Origin of the sequence: Prevotella pectinovora (assembly GCF_000834015.1) — a bacterium.
Taxonomy (GTDB): Bacteria; Bacteroidota; Bacteroidia; order Bacteroidales; family Bacteroidaceae; genus Prevotella; species Prevotella pectinovora.
The window spans coordinates 1-17,500 of sequence record NZ_JXQI01000086.1; the positions used below are offsets into that span (position 1 = coordinate 1).

15 protein-coding genes are annotated in these 17,500 nt (G+C 49.2%); 4 read left to right on the plus strand and 11 right to left on the minus strand.

The window, feature by feature from the left end; all coding sequences use genetic code 11:
- Positions 1 to 322: 322 nt before the first annotated feature.
- The 9 genes from ST42_RS12165 to ST42_RS12205 all read right to left on the minus strand — a co-directional run bounded on the left by ST42_RS12165 (position 323) and on the right by ST42_RS12205 (position 8,536).
- Positions 323 to 1,534 (minus strand): iron-containing alcohol dehydrogenase, encoded by a 1,212-nt coding sequence (locus tag ST42_RS12165; protein WP_044073677.1) that lies wholly within the window; start codon positions 1,532 to 1,534, stop codon positions 323 to 325.
- Between the two features lie 166 nt (positions 1,535 to 1,700).
- Positions 1,701 to 2,261 (minus strand): NUDIX hydrolase, encoded by a 561-nt coding sequence (locus ST42_RS12170; protein ID WP_044073679.1) that lies wholly within the window; start codon positions 2,259 to 2,261, stop codon positions 1,701 to 1,703.
- Positions 2,262 to 2,384: 123 nt separating this feature from the next.
- On the minus strand, positions 2,385 to 3,620 hold the full coding sequence (locus ST42_RS12175; protein ID WP_044073681.1) for a dicarboxylate/amino acid:cation symporter: 1,236 nt from the start codon (positions 3,618 to 3,620) through the stop codon (positions 2,385 to 2,387).
- A gap of 73 nt (positions 3,621 to 3,693) precedes the next feature.
- Positions 3,694 to 4,452 (minus strand): 4Fe-4S binding protein, encoded by a 759-nt coding sequence (locus tag ST42_RS12180; RefSeq protein ID WP_044073682.1) that lies wholly within the window; start codon positions 4,450 to 4,452, stop codon positions 3,694 to 3,696.
- Positions 4,453 to 4,460: 8 nt separating this feature from the next.
- Positions 4,461 to 4,922: a peroxiredoxin gene (locus tag ST42_RS12185; protein ID WP_022317051.1), complete on the minus strand. Its 462-nt coding sequence runs from the start codon at positions 4,920 to 4,922 to the stop codon at positions 4,461 to 4,463.
- A gap of 128 nt (positions 4,923 to 5,050) precedes the next feature.
- Positions 5,051 to 5,725 (minus strand): HNH endonuclease family protein, encoded by a 675-nt coding sequence (locus ST42_RS12190; RefSeq protein ID WP_044073683.1) that lies wholly within the window; start codon positions 5,723 to 5,725, stop codon positions 5,051 to 5,053.
- Between the two features lie 2 nt (positions 5,726 to 5,727).
- Complete coding sequence (locus ST42_RS12195) at positions 5,728 to 7,092, minus strand: AAA family ATPase (protein ID WP_044073684.1); 1,365 nt, start codon at positions 7,090 to 7,092, stop codon at positions 5,728 to 5,730.
- A gap of 321 nt (positions 7,093 to 7,413) precedes the next feature.
- Positions 7,414 to 8,133 carry a sulfite exporter TauE/SafE family protein gene (locus ST42_RS12200; RefSeq protein WP_044073685.1) on the minus strand — a complete coding sequence of 240 codons (720 nt, stop codon included), beginning with the start codon at positions 8,131 to 8,133 and terminating at the stop codon, positions 7,414 to 7,416.
- A 10-nt stretch (positions 8,134 to 8,143) separates the two neighbouring features.
- Positions 8,144 to 8,536: a NifB/NifX family molybdenum-iron cluster-binding protein gene (locus tag ST42_RS12205; protein ID WP_044073686.1), complete on the minus strand. Its 393-nt coding sequence runs from the start codon at positions 8,534 to 8,536 to the stop codon at positions 8,144 to 8,146.
- 774 nt (positions 8,537 to 9,310) lie between these two features.
- Between ST42_RS12205 and ST42_RS13325 the strand changes: the two genes are divergently transcribed.
- The 4 genes from ST42_RS13325 to ST42_RS12225 all read left to right on the plus strand — a co-directional run bounded on the left by ST42_RS13325 (position 9,311) and on the right by ST42_RS12225 (position 15,007).
- Entirely contained in the window at positions 9,311 to 10,312 is a 1,002-nt protein-coding gene (locus tag ST42_RS13325) for a hypothetical protein (RefSeq protein ID WP_082028653.1), read from the plus strand.
- Between the two features lie 71 nt (positions 10,313 to 10,383).
- On the plus strand, positions 10,384 to 11,232 hold the full coding sequence (locus ST42_RS12215) for an HmuY family protein (RefSeq protein WP_394365289.1): 849 nt from the start codon (positions 10,384 to 10,386) through the stop codon (positions 11,230 to 11,232).
- A gap of 275 nt (positions 11,233 to 11,507) precedes the next feature.
- Entirely contained in the window at positions 11,508 to 13,457 is a 1,950-nt protein-coding gene (locus tag ST42_RS12220; protein ID WP_156139368.1) for a TonB-dependent receptor plug domain-containing protein, read from the plus strand.
- Positions 13,458 to 13,501: 44 nt separating this feature from the next.
- Entirely contained in the window at positions 13,502 to 15,007 is a 1,506-nt protein-coding gene (locus ST42_RS12225; RefSeq protein ID WP_044073688.1) for a PepSY-associated TM helix domain-containing protein, read from the plus strand.
- A 107-nt stretch (positions 15,008 to 15,114) separates the two neighbouring features.
- Here ST42_RS12225 and ST42_RS12230 read toward each other — a convergent pair whose 3' ends face one another.
- Both ST42_RS12230 and thpR read right to left on the minus strand, forming a co-directional pair.
- Positions 15,115 to 16,749, minus strand: a complete 1,635-nt coding sequence (locus ST42_RS12230; protein WP_042519738.1) for an ABC-F family ATP-binding cassette domain-containing protein — start codon at positions 16,747 to 16,749, stop codon at positions 15,115 to 15,117.
- Between the two features lie 129 nt (positions 16,750 to 16,878).
- Complete coding sequence (gene thpR / locus ST42_RS12235) at positions 16,879 to 17,385, minus strand: RNA 2',3'-cyclic phosphodiesterase (RefSeq protein WP_022317043.1); 507 nt, start codon at positions 17,383 to 17,385, stop codon at positions 16,879 to 16,881.
- Positions 17,386 to 17,500 lie beyond the last annotated feature (115 nt).

Here is a 17,500-nt window from a genome sequence, read left to right on the forward strand (position 1 = left end):
CAGTCTTTTGTTTTTTATAAGGCGTCTTTTGTCTGTTTTTAATTCGCAATAGCTCGCTATTACTCATTAAAAGCCAAACAAAATCCACTCTTCTAAAAGAACAAAATCCAAGCAAGCCCTAACGACCTATTCGGGTTAAATGGTTTGCTGACCGTTTTTAAGATTATAAGAATAGTGGTCTTGATTTCCCAATTGAAGAAATCAAGACCACGAATGTTCCTTTGCGAAAATTCCCCCCTGGCGTGGGGAATGAATCCCCACATTAGGGGGTACTGTTCCCCACGCTGTGGGGAAAATATGAGGCCTATGGCTTGTCTTGTTCCTATTTCATGCAAGCCTTGAAGATTTCGAGGATATCCTGTTCCAAGAGAGGAGCCCATGCCTTGTCGAGACCTTCATTGTCTGCCACGTGTTTCGCCATTTCAGCAAGGCGGCTGTCGTCGATGCCGACCTCAGGCAGAGTCATCGGGATGCCGATGTTGCGATAGAAGTCATGTATTGCCTTGATTGAAGCCTCTGCGTTTTCAGCTCCAAACACGTTCTTGCCGAACTTCTCGATGCGCTCCACCACCTGGTCGTGCAGTTCGCCTGTAGAGTGGTCGAGGATATGTTTCATCCAACGTGGCGTCACGATGGCAAGACCCTCCCCGTGGGTGATGTCGTAGTATGCCGACAGAGCGTGCTCCATGGCGTGCATAGGCCAGCCGCTCGGACTGTTGCCGAGACAGTAGATGCCGTTGCAGCCAAGAGTAGTGGCATAGAATATCTCAGCCCTGGCGTTGTAGTTCTGTGGATCTTCCAATACAATCTTCACGTTCTTCACGAGCGACTTCACGGCGCCCTCCATGAAAGCGTCGTTCATGTCGATGTGGTCGCCACAGAAATACGACTCCATGATGTGGTTGATGCAGTCGGAAACGCCTGCCAACGTCTGTTTCACAGGCAGTGTGAAGGTATATGTAGGGTCGATGAAGCTCACTGCCGGGAATACGAGTTTTGAGAAGTATGCCAGCTTGTCGTTTGTCTCAGTGCGCGATATCACTCCGCCCATGTCATATTCACTGCCGGTAGCAGCCATGGTGATGATGTCTACGATGGGCACTGCTGCCGTTGTGGGCTTGCGTCCGCAAACGATGTCCCATGCCTCCTCCACATTGTCCGTCACCTTAGTCTTGAGCGTTCCGGCAACACCGGCTATAGCCTTAGTGCAGTCGAGCACCGAACCTCCACCCACGGCGAGTATCACATCGATGTCGTTGTCCTGACACATGCGCACACCGTCAAGCACGCTGGGGTTGAACTTGGGATTAGGCTGTATGCCGCCGAGCTCGAACACCTGCTTGTCTGTCAGTGTATCCTTCACCAGGTCATAAAGACTCTTGTCGTGTCCGGGAGCGGTGCGTTTGATGCTGCCGCCGCCATAAGTGATGAGTACACGTTTTCCATACTGGTTCATTACGCTTGCGAGTTTTTCGCTTACTACACCCTTGCCGAAGATGAGGCGTGTGGGTGTCTGATAATCAAAATTGACCATAGCTATTTGATTTTAAAAAGGTTGTTTATACATTGTCGTTGTAGATGGCAATCTTGGGTTTCGGTTTGTCGGTCATGGCAAACCTTCCTTTCTCAATGTATGTATATGCTTTCATGTTATTGTTGGTAGTTTATGTTATATAGACAGAGGGGCAGAAGACGGTGTGTCATCTCTTGCCCTTTGTGGCGAAGTATTTCCATAGCGGTGCTGCCATCATAGCCTGATGAAACTCGTCGTTCATGAGCATGCGTACCACTTCGTCCTCGTCCAGTAGCACGACCTTGATGTCTTCCGACTCTTCGAGATGCTGGGTGGAAAGTCTTTCCACCCCTGTGGCAAGGTATGTATGACTGTAGTTGGTGCAAGCCCCGGCATTGGGACTAATGGTCATCAGCTTCGACCATTCGCCTCCGCCATATCCCGTCTCCTCATAGAGTTCGCGCCTGGCAGCCTCCATCGGGTCTTCGCCTTTCTCCACGCATCCTGCCGGAATCTCTATTGCCGTGAGGTGCTGGGCATGGCGGTATTGGCGCTCCATGAGGAATTTCCCTTCTTTTGTTATCGCTATGACATTGCAGAACTCTGGATATTCCAGAACGTAGAAATCCTGTATCTCAGCGCCAGTAGGCAGTTTCACATGTTCGCGTCTTGCCGTCAGCCAAGGCTCTCTGAAGAGGTATTCGCTCTCTATCACCTCCCATGCCATAGGGTCTTTGTCTTGTTTCATGATTTCTGATATTTCATTTGATTAGGAAAGGTGTCCATTGGAGGCATACGATTCCTAATTTCTTCATATCCTTTTGTATTGTAGATTTTATATGTCTTGATAATTTCTGTCTCTTCGTCTGTTCTATCTCTTCATGTCCTTGTCCACCATTGCACATACACAAGAGTCAGACCACACGTTTTCTGCCGTCTCTATCATGTCGATGATGGTATATATCGGCAGGATGATACCCATGATGCCGATTGGCGCATTCACTCCCGACATCAGCGAGAGGGTGAGGAAATAGCAGCCCATTGGCACTCCGGCATTGCCCACTGCCGACAGCACGGAGATGAAGAGCCAGAGAATCATCGTTGTCAGCGGCAGCTCCATTCCGCCGTTCTGCATCAGGAACAGTGAGGTGACGAGGATGAACGCCGCACAGCCATTCATGTTGATAGTGGTGCAGATAGGCAAGACGAAGCGTGACACCTTGCTCGACACTCCCATCCTCTCTTCTGCCGTCTGCATGGTGACAGGCAGCGTGGCAGCCGAACTCTTGGTGAATAGAGCCATCAATACCGCCGGCATCATGCGGCCGAGGGTGCGGAAGGGGTTGATGCCCCTTGCCATCAGGAACAGGGGCAGTACGATGAAGAACTGTATCACGTTGCCACCCAATATCACTGCCACGTATTTTCCGAGCGATGCCATCACGATGCCTGCCGAGAACTGTGCCGAAAGCTGTGCTGCAAATGCCACGATGCCAAGTGGCAAAGCCCATATCAGACCGTGGATGAGCATGAAGAGCAGGTCTTGCAGACCGAACAGTCCCTTCACCACCACCTCCTTCTTGTCATTTTGTGGCATCTTTGCCAATGCAATGCCCACGGCAGCAGCCAGCATGAGGATGGAAAGCACGTTGCCGTCGGCAAACGGTTTCACTATGTTGTTGGGAATCACACCCAATATGTGGTCATAATAAGATGTCTCGCCCAGGTTCTGAGGCACGTCAGCCATACCGCTCTGCACCAGAGCCGCCGGCAGGTTTCCGGGAGCAATGACATTGTAGAGCACCAGTCCCACGGTGGCAGCGGCAAATGTGGTGAGCAGCGTGTAAGTGATGGCATGCCTGAAAATCTTTCCCGTGTCGGCCTGATTGCCGAGCGAGGCGAGAGTCGTCATCACCGCCAGGGCTATCGTCGGCACCGCCAGGAGCTGGAACAGACGGGTATATACCGTAGCGATGAAGTTCATCAACCCGTTGAGCCATGCTATGCCCAACATTCCCAATGCGGCACCGACTACCAGTGCACCGATCCAAAGCATCAGCTGCTTTGTCTGCTTCTTGTTGTTTTTTCCTTTTGCTATATTGTTCATGGTGTTATTAGTATTCAGGTTCGTTATAACTTACGCTCTTTCAAATCCTTTGTATTGTATGACCGGCGGTCCGTCATGCGAACAGCTCATTCTTCTTTCTGTCACGGCAGAGCGGTTCGAGATGCGCCACAAGCATGTTGAGGCGTTCCCCGATACCCCTTGCCTGTACCGGACATACAGCTACGCATCGCATGCAGCCGATGCAGAGTCCGTTGTCGTTGCCTCTCAGATTGTCGGGAGAGATAGCTCCGGCAGGACATTCGCTTGCGCAGGTTCCGCAGCCCGTGCAGTTGTCGTTTGCTGTGGGGTAGGGACCCTTGCAGCCCTGCTTGTATGGTCGGTTGCCCGGCAGGGAGAGAGGTGCATACTCTCCATCCCCTTTGATCTTGCAGAGGATGTCGGCGGCAAACGAAGCCAGTTCGTTGGCGTCTTCGGCATCGGGGCGGCCGGAGCCATACATGCGGCAGATACTGTGTTCGGCGATGGCGGCAATGGCAGCCACCACACGGAATCCTATGCCAGTTGCCACATCCTGCATCTCCACCAGAGCGTCTTCGTAAGCCCTGTTGCCATATACGGCAATGATGACACACCGTGCCCCGTTAGCCTCGATGCCCTTCAGCCTCTCTACAGCCATGGCAGGCACACGGCCGGCATATACGGGCATGGAGATTACCGTCAGGTCGTCGGTGTGGATACCGGGGAGTTTCAGGTTCTCTTTCTTTGTGCAGAGTTCTGTAGTGACACACTCCCCGCCAAATTCTTTGCACAGCAGTTCGCCCACGCGGCGTGTTCCACCTGTGGGACTGAATGTTATGTTGTGAATTGTCATTCTGGCTCTTATCCTTTTATAGCGTTTAATATCTGCTCAGCATGAATCTTTGTCTTGATTTCCTTTGGAGTGAAGATTTTCTCGATTATTCCGTTTTCGTCAACGAGATATGTGGTGCGCAGTATGCCGATGGTCTTCCTTCCGCATGTCACCTTTTCTCCCCAACATCCGAGCTCCTGCAGCAAAGTGGTCTCCGTGTCGGCTATCAGCGGGAACTGCAAGCCGTGAGCGTCGGCAAACTTCTTCTGCAGTGCCTGTTTGTCTTTGCTCACACCGATGATTTCATATCCGGCGGCTGCCAGTTCCTCTTTGTGTGCCTGCAGCGAACAAGCCTCTGCAGTGCATCCGCTTGTGTTAGCCTTTGGATAGCTGTATATCACCAGTTTCCTGCCGCGATAGTCGCTTGCCTTAATCTCTCGTCCGTCCTGGTCGATGCCGAGGACCTCTGGTATTCTGTCTCCGATATTCATAATGATTTAGATTTCAGTTTTTTCTATATTTTGAATTAAATGATTATTTCATTTTACGGTTGCAAGTCACGTTGCTTTTTTTGTATGAGCACGCCTTCGCCGTAGGCTTTTGCCATAATGCTCGTATATTATTGAATCTGCCTATATTTCTTTTGGAGATTATATATAACTATCCCACAATATGGAATGTATTGTGACTTGCCGTCTTTAATGTGCATTGAGCGGTATTTCTTGATGTATTTCTCTATTACGGCTTTGTTCCATGCATTGCCTTTCTTTATTGCAATCAGTTCCCTCTTTACACTTTCCCAACTCTCTTTCCTGTTCTGTTTAAGCAACGGTGTATTAAGGTTAAGCACCTCATTGATTTCCTTGTTATATTTCTGTTCTGATGACACAATCTCTCCATCAGTCTTATATGACAGGGTCGATATAAATGCAGAATCCAACGGTGAGAATGAAATGTCATTGCTTCCTTTCAATCGGTCGCAATGGTCTTCGTCACCAATATGTCCTGGACAACAAATCACCATATTATTGTAATCAAGTTTCCTTTCAGGATGGTTATCTCGAGACAGGATATGCTCAATACGATGGCTTTCGTCTGTAAGCACATATTTTATTCCGTCTTTCTTATATAATTTGTCACGATGAGGGATCCTGCGCATGCAATATGCACAGATATATCCCTGCTCTTTCAACAACGATTCTACAAGTTCTGGGATTGATTGGTAATCCACGCCCGGAGTGTTTCTATATTCAGTCCATTCTTTGGGCTCTTTGTTTTTCGTTATCTCTATCATGACTAATCTTCAAAGAATGATAATGTTGCCTCTATTCTTGTCAATTCAGGATTTGCTTCACTGCCTGGACGTTCAAGCATCATATCAAGCAATTTTCTTGCTTCTGAATATTCTTCTGCATCAATGAGCTTTTCTATTGCCTTTATTTCTGCATCGATAGCCAAGTCACGAGGTGTCTGGTCCATGTATACATCCATAATCGTCGAAGCGTCCAGACCGTAAGTGTTCAGCTCCTTATGCGAATACTTCCCATCTTTGTATTCCAGCTTATACACCACATTGTCTTCGTTTGTTTCCACCGACGACATCACCAATGGGGCATGGGTGCTTACTATGAACTGAATCTTGGGGAACGTTTCATGCAAAGCCTTCATGATGCGCACCTGAAGTTCCGGATGAAGATGTTCGTCAATCTCGTCGATGATTACTGTTCCATGAGTGTGCTTGTATGCCTCGTCGCCATACATGACTTTGTTGAGAAGGGCGCAACGGAAAGCTATGTCAACCACAATGCTCACCAGGCGTCTGTATCCGTCGGAGAGGAGATTGGAGCGCACTTCTCTGCCATCACAATATTGGAAGAATACCTCACCGTCGTTGTGTCTTATGTCCATATCGTCAATGATGCCACATCCCTCAGGGCCTAATGAACGGACCACAGCCTTTCTCACACATTCTATTTCGCTTTCTCCTTTTTTTGCTTCTTTGAGCACAAGCATTCGCTTTATCCAACAGTCCAGCAGTCCCTTACAGTCGAAACTTTCAAAATATCCGAACGAAGGTTTCTGAGGATATTTCTTGAAATTCTTCTTTTCTTTGTCAAACTTTCTTGTGGTGTGGATGTCCTCGGTGGTAAAGTATGCAAACAAAGGAAGGGCGTTCTTTTGTATTGCTACACCATTGTTGATGGTATGTGATGACTTTTGCAGCATAGAAGAAAAAGCCTTTAGGTTCTTAAGGCCGGTAACAAGATTGCGGGCATTCTTCTTTGATTTCTTTTCAATATAAAATCTTGCACATCCTTCCTCCACTTCCGGTTCGTTCGTCTGTAGGCAGACCTTTTTACCGCCTTCCAATACAATATCCGGCAGGTCTTCTTTGTCAAGGTCAAAGGTGATGTTGATAGGAAGGTCGTTGTCAACCACATCTTCGCTTTTTATCTCACGAAAATCATCATCGTCTGCACTTTTCCATACTGTGTTTTCGTCACTATATCCGGAAAAGAAGGCGTTCATCACTAAGTTGCATACACGAAGCAATGAGGTCTTGCCTACTGAATTGTCTCCAATCAATAGGTTAATGCCACGACGAAATCTTATGACTTTTTCTTCGTAACAACGAAAGTTCTTAATTATAATCTGTCGCATATATTGCTATGTTTTTTTTATGGGTTATATCTCTATTTCGCCATTCAGAAGTTTATTCTGTCATGAAATATTTCTTGTAATTCTTTTTCTGTCATGATGCCTTGTGTTCTCTGTTTGAAGATTCTTATTTGCAAGGTCGCTCAAATTTATAGCAAAATTACAATTTTGTAATGACAAATATGTAAGATTAAACAAAAAATAACGAAACGGCAGTAGCTTTCATTGCTTTTCCGCCAGATGTCATTGCAAGAACATCTGGAATAAGTGGTTGGGGAAACTTTAGTGTTGGCAAGGATGTAAAATGGGCTATGGCGAACAGGGCTAAGACTCCAGCAGGAAAGTCAGTCCGCTGATGCCAATATAGGCATAGATGATGTATTTGAGCAGCGAGCCCGTGATGTGTCTGAACACCCATGCCCCCATCATGTTGCCAATCACCACGCCCACGATACCGTAGACATATCCCATTGCCACGGATGTGGTGAAGAATCCGTTGTATGCCCTCGCCATGGTCATCATCAGATTGCCTATGAAGAAGTAAGCCTGTGTCTGGGCGAGATAATGGTCCTTGTCTGGTTCGGAGTTCACGAAATACAGCACCGCCGGCGGTCCCTGCATGCCGAAGAATCCGCCCATCAGTCCGCTCAGTCCGCCGGCCGTGACCTGCAGCGGCTTGGTGGGCTTTATCTTTATGCGCTTGCTGAAAAACGAGAAGTATATGCTCACGACAATCAGCGTGATGCCGAGCAGGATGTTCAGAATGCTGTATTCCATGCGTTTGAGCATGAATATGGCACCTGCCGACACCACCACGAAAGTAATCAGTATGGGCAGCAGTCTGCTCCATACGATGTATTTGTGTTTCTGTAAGACGATGATGAATGAAGTCGTCATCGCCAGGATGCCGGAGAGAGTCGTCGCCTGTCCGTAAGACGACATTATTGCCGGCAGCATGGTCATGATGAAGATGCCGAAGCCGAAGCCCGTGGTGCGCTGCACGAAGCTCGCCCCGATGCTCAGCAAGAAGATTTCAATAGGCATACTGTCCTCATTATTTTGACGGTATCACGTAAACATGCTCTTCCCCGTGGTTGCCGCAGTCGTGATGGTCGCAAGATTCCACCGAGTCGGTGAGTTTGCCGTCGAGATATGCTTTCAGCACATCGTTGATGTCGCCTTTGCAGCCGCGTATCACGCTTATTCTATGTGCAGAAAGCTTGTTGAAAGCTCCCATGCCCATATTGCCGGCAAGCATCATCGTGATACCCATCTGCTGCATCACAGAAGCGATGTTCGACTTGCATCCGCAGCCCTGCGGTGAGTCAAGGCGCTCGGTGGATACCACCTGCTTGTTGTCGTCGATGGTGAATACGGAGTAGTGGTCGCAATGTCCGAAGTGGTCATCCACACGACCTTCGCGTGTGGGAATAGCTAACTTTGTCATGTTTCCTTGTTGTTTAGATTTATTCTGCAAAGGTATAAATCTTATTGTATACCCGCAAGTTTTCAGTGTGATAACCGCCTGCCTGCATCTATATTCTAACCCGTTGGCGGAGTTAATTTAGTGCATACTTATTAATGACCGATTTGGATTAAAATTGGGCACGGTGCTTGCCCAACTGGGGCAACGTGCTTACCCATCATGGGCAACGTGCTTGCCCCTGTTGGGCAGATTTGCTGTCAGGCGTCTGCCCAATAAGCTAATGTTGTAACACACATATTCCTGTTTTCAGAATTCTGCCAACGCATGCCATTCCTGCAGTCTGAATTACTCAAAGCTGACATTCCTTTCATCTGACAATTCCTCACATCTGACGATTCCTCACACTTGACGATTCCTTTCATCAGCAAACCATCCAGACAATTGGCTGACAATTGCTGAATAGTCAACAGCCTGACTGTTAGAATGTTACGACGAAAAACCAGATGGTCTGACAGTTTTTTAGCAATTCATGATTTTACTGAGAATCAAGCGATATTTACAACTTTTACTCATATCTGTCAACATAAATTAATTCCGCCAACGAGTTAAACCAAATCGGTAATTATTCCGGATACCGGACTACTGATTATTGTTAGGAAAGTATCGTTTGTATAGAGTATCGGGAAATAAATTACCAATTTTAAGGTATTGCGCAAATTTGGAAGTCCTTGTAATTTTGCAGCCGGAAATTTGATTACCACAGACTAATTATTTAAAGAAACAAAATTGTATTATATGAAGAAATTTTTTACTCTCATTGTAGCCACTTTGATGGCAAGTAGCATGATGGCACAGATGCACGGTGCTATGACTTTCGCAGGAGCCTCGTCGGTTAATGTCCTGACTCAGAACACCGGGAATGCCTGCGATACCGTCAGATTTGAAATGGCAAGCACGAGTGCAGGCAACATCACGCTGCCCGTGATGCAGGGCATGGCAGCCATTCCGTCTTTTACCATCGAGAATGTGGCTTTCGGCAAGGGAGAGAATCATGTGATTAGCATAGCAGAACAGACCTTCACGTCTAAGGTTACGGTGAACGGTGAAGAGAAGAACATCGAAGGCTCATCAATCTCTGGCTCCTATAATATGGCAGACAATTCTCTGACTTTGAAGGCAGTGTTCAAATATGGATCTATGCCCTTCGACCTGACCTACGAAGTCAAGGCATATTATGTGAAACCAGTGGCAAGCGCCATCATGGTTAACGTGGGCGGAACCTTCATCTATGGCAACGACGGAGTGACATACAACGTGCGCAAATACATCGACGGCGACGTGGAGAAAGTGGATGTGGAAATCCCTACTTATACACTCGACAATACTGTGATGGGCAACCTCACCCTCGGCACATACACCGTGAAGGGTCTGACCTACGACGAGGAGAAGGGCGGCTACTATCGCGACTACAAGAACGACGGACTGGAGTTCCACTTCACGGCAGAAAACAATGGCACCAAGACCATGGACGGACAGTATTCGTTCAATGCCGCCAAAGACAACAACATCCTCGTGAAATACGACGGCAACAAAGTGACAGACATCGTAAACGCTTTCCAGATGGGTGCCATGCCTTTCGCTATCGTCACCTCTTTCAATACAGAGGCGTCAGGAATCTCTTCGGCAAAGACTGAAAAGAAGAGCGACGGCAGAATGTATAACCTCAACGGCCAGCTGGTGGGCGAGAGCTACAAAGGTATGGTGATTGTGAATGGAAAGAAATTCATAAAGAAATAAAATACGGCAGATATGGTCTGATGACCGTAAGCGGAAAATACTAGATTCATATATAAAACAATCAATCGCAGATGATGAATTGGAATAAAAGGAATCATCTCAAAACTACCGTTGCAGGATTGGGGCTGATGATGCTCACGGCTTGCAACGGTATTTTTGACGATATCTACGACAAACCGGAAGAAATCGTTCCGGCAAAAGGGCAGATAGTGATGGATGCCACCAGCTGGACAGACTGGTATTATGTAGACCTTGACCGACTGCACCAGCTTGCCACCTCCGGCGACGAGGCAGCGCTGCTGAAGGCGCAGACCGAATTTGAAGCCTACCCGATACCGATGCAGGCCACAGGCGACAGGGTGGACACACCAACGACTGCCGATGAGGGGAAAGACGGAAAGGTCATTGCAACCCAAGGCAAGAAAGCAGGACTGTATATGTATTGGTTTGATGTGTTCGGTGTGGGCATAAAGAACAACACGTTCTCCTTTTTCGAACCGACGGCAGGGCAGACGACCCCGGAAAACTGGACCTTCGCCGTGCATCGCAACAATGTGAGGACCAATGGGGGCGCTGTGCTGGAGACCACCTATACGTCGATGGACGAACTGCCGGAGAGCAGTGAGGCATTCCGCAACATGACGTTTACCGAAGACGAATGGAGCGAAAACGCGGTTTGGAACAGTCAGGACCAGATGCTCCAGGGCTATGTGCCGTCGCAGGGAATAGAGGTGAACAAGGTGCTCTCGTCGTGGCTCAGCATGGAGATTCCTCCGATGCCCCCATCGTTCAGCCTCAACCGCCATGTCTTTATCCTGCGCCTAAAGAACGGCAACTATGCGGCGTTGCAGTTGGAAAACTATCTCTCGCCGAATGGCAAGAAGTGTTATCTAACCATAAACTACAAGTATCCGTATTGATACCGGTATCCGGTATAGATACAGTATATGATACGCTATCATGACATTATGCCGGCATCCATATTCATGCCGGTATCACATAGAGGCAGATTCACAACAGAGGCAATCTGGCTTACACAATAAAATATCCTATTCAGGAAATACTCGATAAAGGAAAAATGAAGAAGCATATATTATTCTCCATGCTGATGGCAGGTGCCGCATGGCAGCCGGCAGTGGCAGCTGGCATTCTAGATGATGTAGTGACGAAAGGCCGGATGGAGCGGAACGGCGACATGACGGCGACGATGCCGTCGGTGAGCGACTCTTTGGCATACGAGGCATATCTCGACTCCATCAGCCGCAAGTTTGATCTGGGCGAAGTGGTGGTGACAGGCACACGGACTCCGAAGTTTCTGAAAGACACGCCGATACAGACCCGAGTCATCAACTCAAAGGACCTGGCGAAGCTCGATGCCACAAATGTGCAGGACCTCTTGCAGCAGGAACTGCCAGGAGTGGAATTCTCGTATGCCATGAACCTGCAGACACACCTCAACTTCTCTGGTTTCGGCGGACAGGGAGTGCTCTTCCTCGTGGATGGAGAGAGGCTGGCTGGCGAGACCATGGATGATGTGGACTTCACGCGCCTCACCATGGACAATGTGGAGCGTATAGAAATAGTGAAGGGAGCAGCCTCAGCCCTTTATGGCAGCAATGCCACGGGGGGAGTGATAAACATCATCACCAAGCAGAACAAGCAGCCGTGGACGCTGAACGTGAACGCCCGCTACGCCAAACATAACGAACAGAGGTATGGAGCCTCGTTCGGACTCAACGGCAAGTACTGGAACAACATGCTGACTGCCAACTTCAACCGCATGGACAATTATGATGTGCATAGCGCGGCAGACCCCGTGACGCGTATCATCTCTACCGTATATGGCGACAAGACGCTGAATATAAAAGACCAGTTGGTGTGGGCCCCATCGAAGAATTTCAATCTCACGGGACGCGCCGGATATTTCTTCAGAGAGACAGTAAGGTCGGCAGACCAGCCGGAGCGCTATCGCGACTTCTCCGGCGGACTGCGCATGAACTGGAGCATCTCAGACAGTGATGACCTGCAGGCGAGTTATGCCTTCGACCAGTATGACAAGTCAGACTATCAGCGCATCACCCGTCTTGACATCCGCGACTACAGCAATGTGCAGAACTCCTTGCGACTGCTCTACAACCACTCCTTCGACAGGGGAGACGTGCTTACCGTGGGCTCAGACCTGATGCACGACTATCTATATAACACCAATCTGGAAGGGGAGACGAGAAAACAGAACTCATTTGATGTGTTCGCACAATATGACTGGCACATCACATACAAATGGGAGGCTGTGGCAGCACTGCGCTATGATTATTTCTCCGACGGCAGAGACTCCCACGTCACGCCGAAGCTGAACATCTGCTACAAGCCATTATATAATCTTGCCATACGTGCCGGATACGGCATGGGATTCCGTGCGCCGACGCTGAAGGAGAAATACTATAATTTCGACATGTCGGGCATCTGGATAGTGGAAGGCAACGCCAACCTGAAGTCGGAAGTGAGCCACAACTTCAACCTCTCGGCAGAATATACCAAGGGACACTACAATTTCACGGCGTCTATGTATTACAACAAAGTGAAGAACAAGCTTTCCACCTCGGCACCATATTTCAAGTCGCCGACCGACAAGCTGCCTTATCTGCCATATTCCAATCTCGACGACTATAGCGTTTGCGGAGGAGAAATCGGCGCACAGGCGAGATGGAACAACGGACTCGGTGCGCGCTTCATCTATGCATACACCAAGGAACAGCTGGCAAAGGACAAAAAGGGCAACACCATCAACAACCAGTATATACCAGCCCGCGAGCATGCCCTGAATGTAAGAGTGGACTACGACCGTCAGTTCACCAAACACTATGGCATGAACATCGGTCTGCAGGGACGTGTGCTTTCGGGTGTGAAGAATGTGGAATACAAAGACTATTATGATGTGAGCCAGGGAACGGTCTCCGTATCCTATCCTGCCTATACCATCTGGAAACTCTCTCTCTCGCAGCGCATCGGAAAGGCGGTGAAGGTGAATGCCGCATTGGACAATCTCTTCGGATACAAGCCGAAGTATTATTACCTTAACAGTCCGATAACCGACGGAGTGACTTTTCAGGTGGGAATGTCGATAGATATTGATAAATTATTGTAATTTTGCAGACTTGTCGTCTACTTTATTACTCGTCAACTGATAAGATGAAAAAGTCCACTTGGAGAAAACAACATAAATGGTTAGGGCTCGGCATGACGCTGTTCGTGCTGCTGTTCTGTGTGTCTGGCATCCTGCTCAATCATCGTTCTCTGATCAAGAACGTGAACGTGAGCAGGAAATATCTGCCCGGCCGTTATGAATACCATGACTGGAACGGTGGACTGCTCAGAGGAACCACAGATATCGGACACCTCACACCGTCTGTTTCCGCAGGCACCGCTGACTCGTGCCGCCATCTGCTGATATATGGCAGCGGAGGTATATGGATTACAGATGCAAAAGCCTTATCAGTCAGAGATTTCAACGAGGGACTGCCAGAGGGAGCAGACTACCGTCAGATTAGAAATGTTGTCAGGATAGACAAAAACGCGAATGACACCAATGATAATGCCGGTGATTCCGGAAACGCCATTTTTGCCGTATCTCCTTTCGCCCTCTATCGTTATGGCGTACATGGCGCGTGGCATGAGATAAAGATGCCGTTGGGAGAAGATGAGCGCTTGACTGATGTGGCTTCTCATGGCGACACGCTGGTGGTGCTTAGCCGCTCATTCGTCTACACGTCATTGCCGCCTTATACCACATTCCGCCGCATTGAAATCCGTGAGCCGGAAGGTTACGACGGACGGGCGACGGCTTTCCGTGCGGTGTGGCTCCTGCATAGCGGCGAACTCTTCGGCATGGCTGGACGACTGGTCGTGGATGCCATTGCTATAGTGCTGGCGGTGCTTTGCCTCACGGGAGTCATCTTCTGGTTGAGGCCGAAACGCAAGGCTTTGCTGAAGGCGTCGTTTCAGATACACGACAGGGTGGGGCGGTATACCATCGTAGTCACTATATTGGTGGCGCTGACAGGATGGTGTCTGCGTCCGCCGGTGATGATAGCTCTGGTGCAGAACAAAATTCCTGCCATCCCCGGAACGGCGCTCAAGAGTCGGAATCCCTGGAATGACAAGCTGCGCATGGTGCGTTTTGATGAGGCTTGCGGCGATTGGCTCTTGTCTGCGTCAGACGGTTTCTATTCGCTGGATATCAAGCGTCGGGCGGCGACTAAAATCAGCGCCGCTCCGCCGGTGAGCGTGATGGGACTGAACGTGTTGCAGAAGGATAAGGACGGAAACTGGTATTGCGGATCCTTCAGCGGACTGTATGTATGGGACAGGCAGCACGCCAAGGCAACAGACTATTTCACTCATGAGCCGGCTCCGGCAGAAGCCGGTCCGCCATTCGGCAAGAAGGCGATAGCCGGCATGAGTCAGCATTTCTGCGCTCCTGTCATAGCGGATTATTACGACGGCACGTCGGTGGTTTCCCAGCCCTCAGCTTTAGCCCACCTGCCGATGTCGCTCTGGAATGTCGCTCTTGAGGTGCATAGCGGCAGAATATTCATCGGCAGCATCGCCACATACGTATTCATCTTCGTGATGGGCATCCTCTCCCTCTGGTGCCTGTGGTCGGGCTATAGGGTGAGAAGGAGGAAAAGAAAATAATGTAAGATCGCCATGCCATGTCATGAAGGCTAATTGTCGAAACAGGTCCTTTGTCAATTCCGGATTTATTATATGGAAAGAGTCTTTCACGTTGTCTATGTCACTAATTATTTCTTTTCCAGCTCCTGCAGACTTTCCATCTTCTTTGTCTCGAGGAATTCGTAGATGCCGCAGAGGTGTTCGCGAACGCGGCCATGACCGAATTCGTATACTTTGCTTACAAGGCCGTCGAGGAAGTCGCGGTCGTGGCTTACCACGATGAGGGTGCCGTCGAAGTCCTGAAGGGCTTGCTTGAGCACATCCTTGGTTTTGAGGTCGAGATGGTTGGTGGGCTCATCGAGGATGAGCAGGTTTACGGGCTCCAGCAGGAGCTTGAGGATGGCAAGTCGCGTGCGTTCACCGCCAGAGAGCACTTTCACCTTCTTTGTGGAGTCTTCTCCTCCGAACATGAATGCGCCGAGCAGGTCGCGTATCTTGTTGCGTATTTCGCCTTTTGCCACGTCGTCGATGGTCTGGAATACCGTGAGGTTGCCGTCGAGCAGCGATGCCTGGTTCTGGGCGAAGTAGCCTATCTGCACGTTGTGGCCGAGCTCCAGTTTACCTTCGTTCTGCAACTGTCCCATGATGCATTTCACGAGCGTTGACTTACCCTCGCCGTTGCGTCCCACGAAGGCAATCTTGTCGCCGCGTTCCACTGTGAGATTTACGCCGCTGAAAATCTTCTTGCCGTCGAACGACATTGCCACATCGCTCATCTGTACGGGATAGGAACCGCTGCGCGGGCTTGGCGGGAACTTGAGGCGCAGGTGGCTCGTGTCTTCCTCGTCCACTTCGATGAGTTCCAGCTTCTCGAGCATCTTCACGCGGCTCTGCACCTGGAAAGTCTTTGAGTATGTGCCTTTGAAACGCTCGATGAAATCTTTCGTCTCTGCAATCATCTTCTGCTGCTCTTCGTATTTCTTCATCTGTTGTTCGCGGCGCTCCTTGCGCAGTTCCAGATAGTGGCTGTAGGTGGCTTTGTAGTCGTAGATGCGCCCCATGGTCACCTCTATGGTTCGTGTGGTGATATTGTCAACGAATTTGCGGTCGTGGCTTATCACGACCACGGCTTTGGAACTGTTGATGATGAAGTCTTCGAGCCATCCTATGGATTCTATGTCGAGATGGTTGGTAGGCTCATCGAGCAGCAGCACGTCGGGCGACTTGAGCAGCAGCTTGGCAAGTTCGATACGCATACGCCATCCTCCGGAGAATTCGCTCGTCGGGCGGTTGAAGTCAGAGCGCTCAAAACCAAGTCCGAGCAGTGTCTTCTCCACGTCCTCTTCGAAGTGAGACATGTCTATGGCGTAGAATTTCTCAGAGAGCGCCGACACTTTTTCTATGAGCTGCATATATTCGTCGCTCTCGTAGTCGGTGCGTGTGGTAAGTTCGTTGTTGATGCGGTCTATTTCAGCCTGTATCTCGTGCAGATGGGCGAAAGCCTGGCAGGTCTCGTCGAACACTGTGCGACCGTCTTCTGTCATCAAGTGCTGAGGCAGATAGGCGATGACGCAGTCCTTCGGTGCCGAAACGCTGCCTCGTGTGGCAGTCCTGACACCAGCGATAATCTTGAGCAGCGTGCTCTTGCCTGCTCCATTTTTTCCCATCAGGGCTATACGGTCCTTCTCGTTTATCTGGAAGGAGATATCTTTGAATAGGGTGGTGCCGCCGAACTCGACGGTCAGTCCATCAACTGTAATCATGTCTCTTTCTTGTACTTATAATGAAAAACGCTGCAAAAGTAGGCAAAAATATTCATATTCCCACGCAGAACGGCGGAAACATAGGTGGTATTATGGGTTTATATGATGCAAGGATTACAGGTGCAGGCGTCATTCTGTTGCCGTCATCTCAGAATATACCAGTTCTCCATCGATACGTTCGGATTTCATCACGAAAACTCGTTCTATCTTGATGCTTGCCGCCGGCACGTCGATGTCTGTAACGATTTGTGACGGGTGTCGCACCAGGGATATGTGGGGATAGAAAGCCTTGGTGCTGAAAGAAACTCCATGTGCGGTGAGGCGTTCGCGCAGCAGGTTGGCTATAGTCGTGGCAGGTTCGTTCTCTTTTGTGCCACACCAGATGACTCCGGCTTTCGTGGGGAATGATCCAAGTCTGTCCAATGTCAGGGTGAAAGGTTTGAATTCCACTTCGCTCAAAGCCTTTCCGATTTTCTGCAGGTCATATCGTTCGCCTATGAAGACAAGAGTCATATGGAGGTTGCCATAAGGGCAATAGTTTCCGCTGACGCCTCTTGCTTTCAGGGCATCCTGTATACTTACGAGTGCTTTCTTGAACTCGTCGTTGAAACGTATAGCTATGAATATGCGGGCCATAAGTGAGCTAAAGCTATAAGACGCCTTGTGACAGGCAAAAGACTGCAAACAGTTCAGAATATTACATTAAACGACCTAATGACCGTTTGGGGTTAAAATATTATATTACACGGTC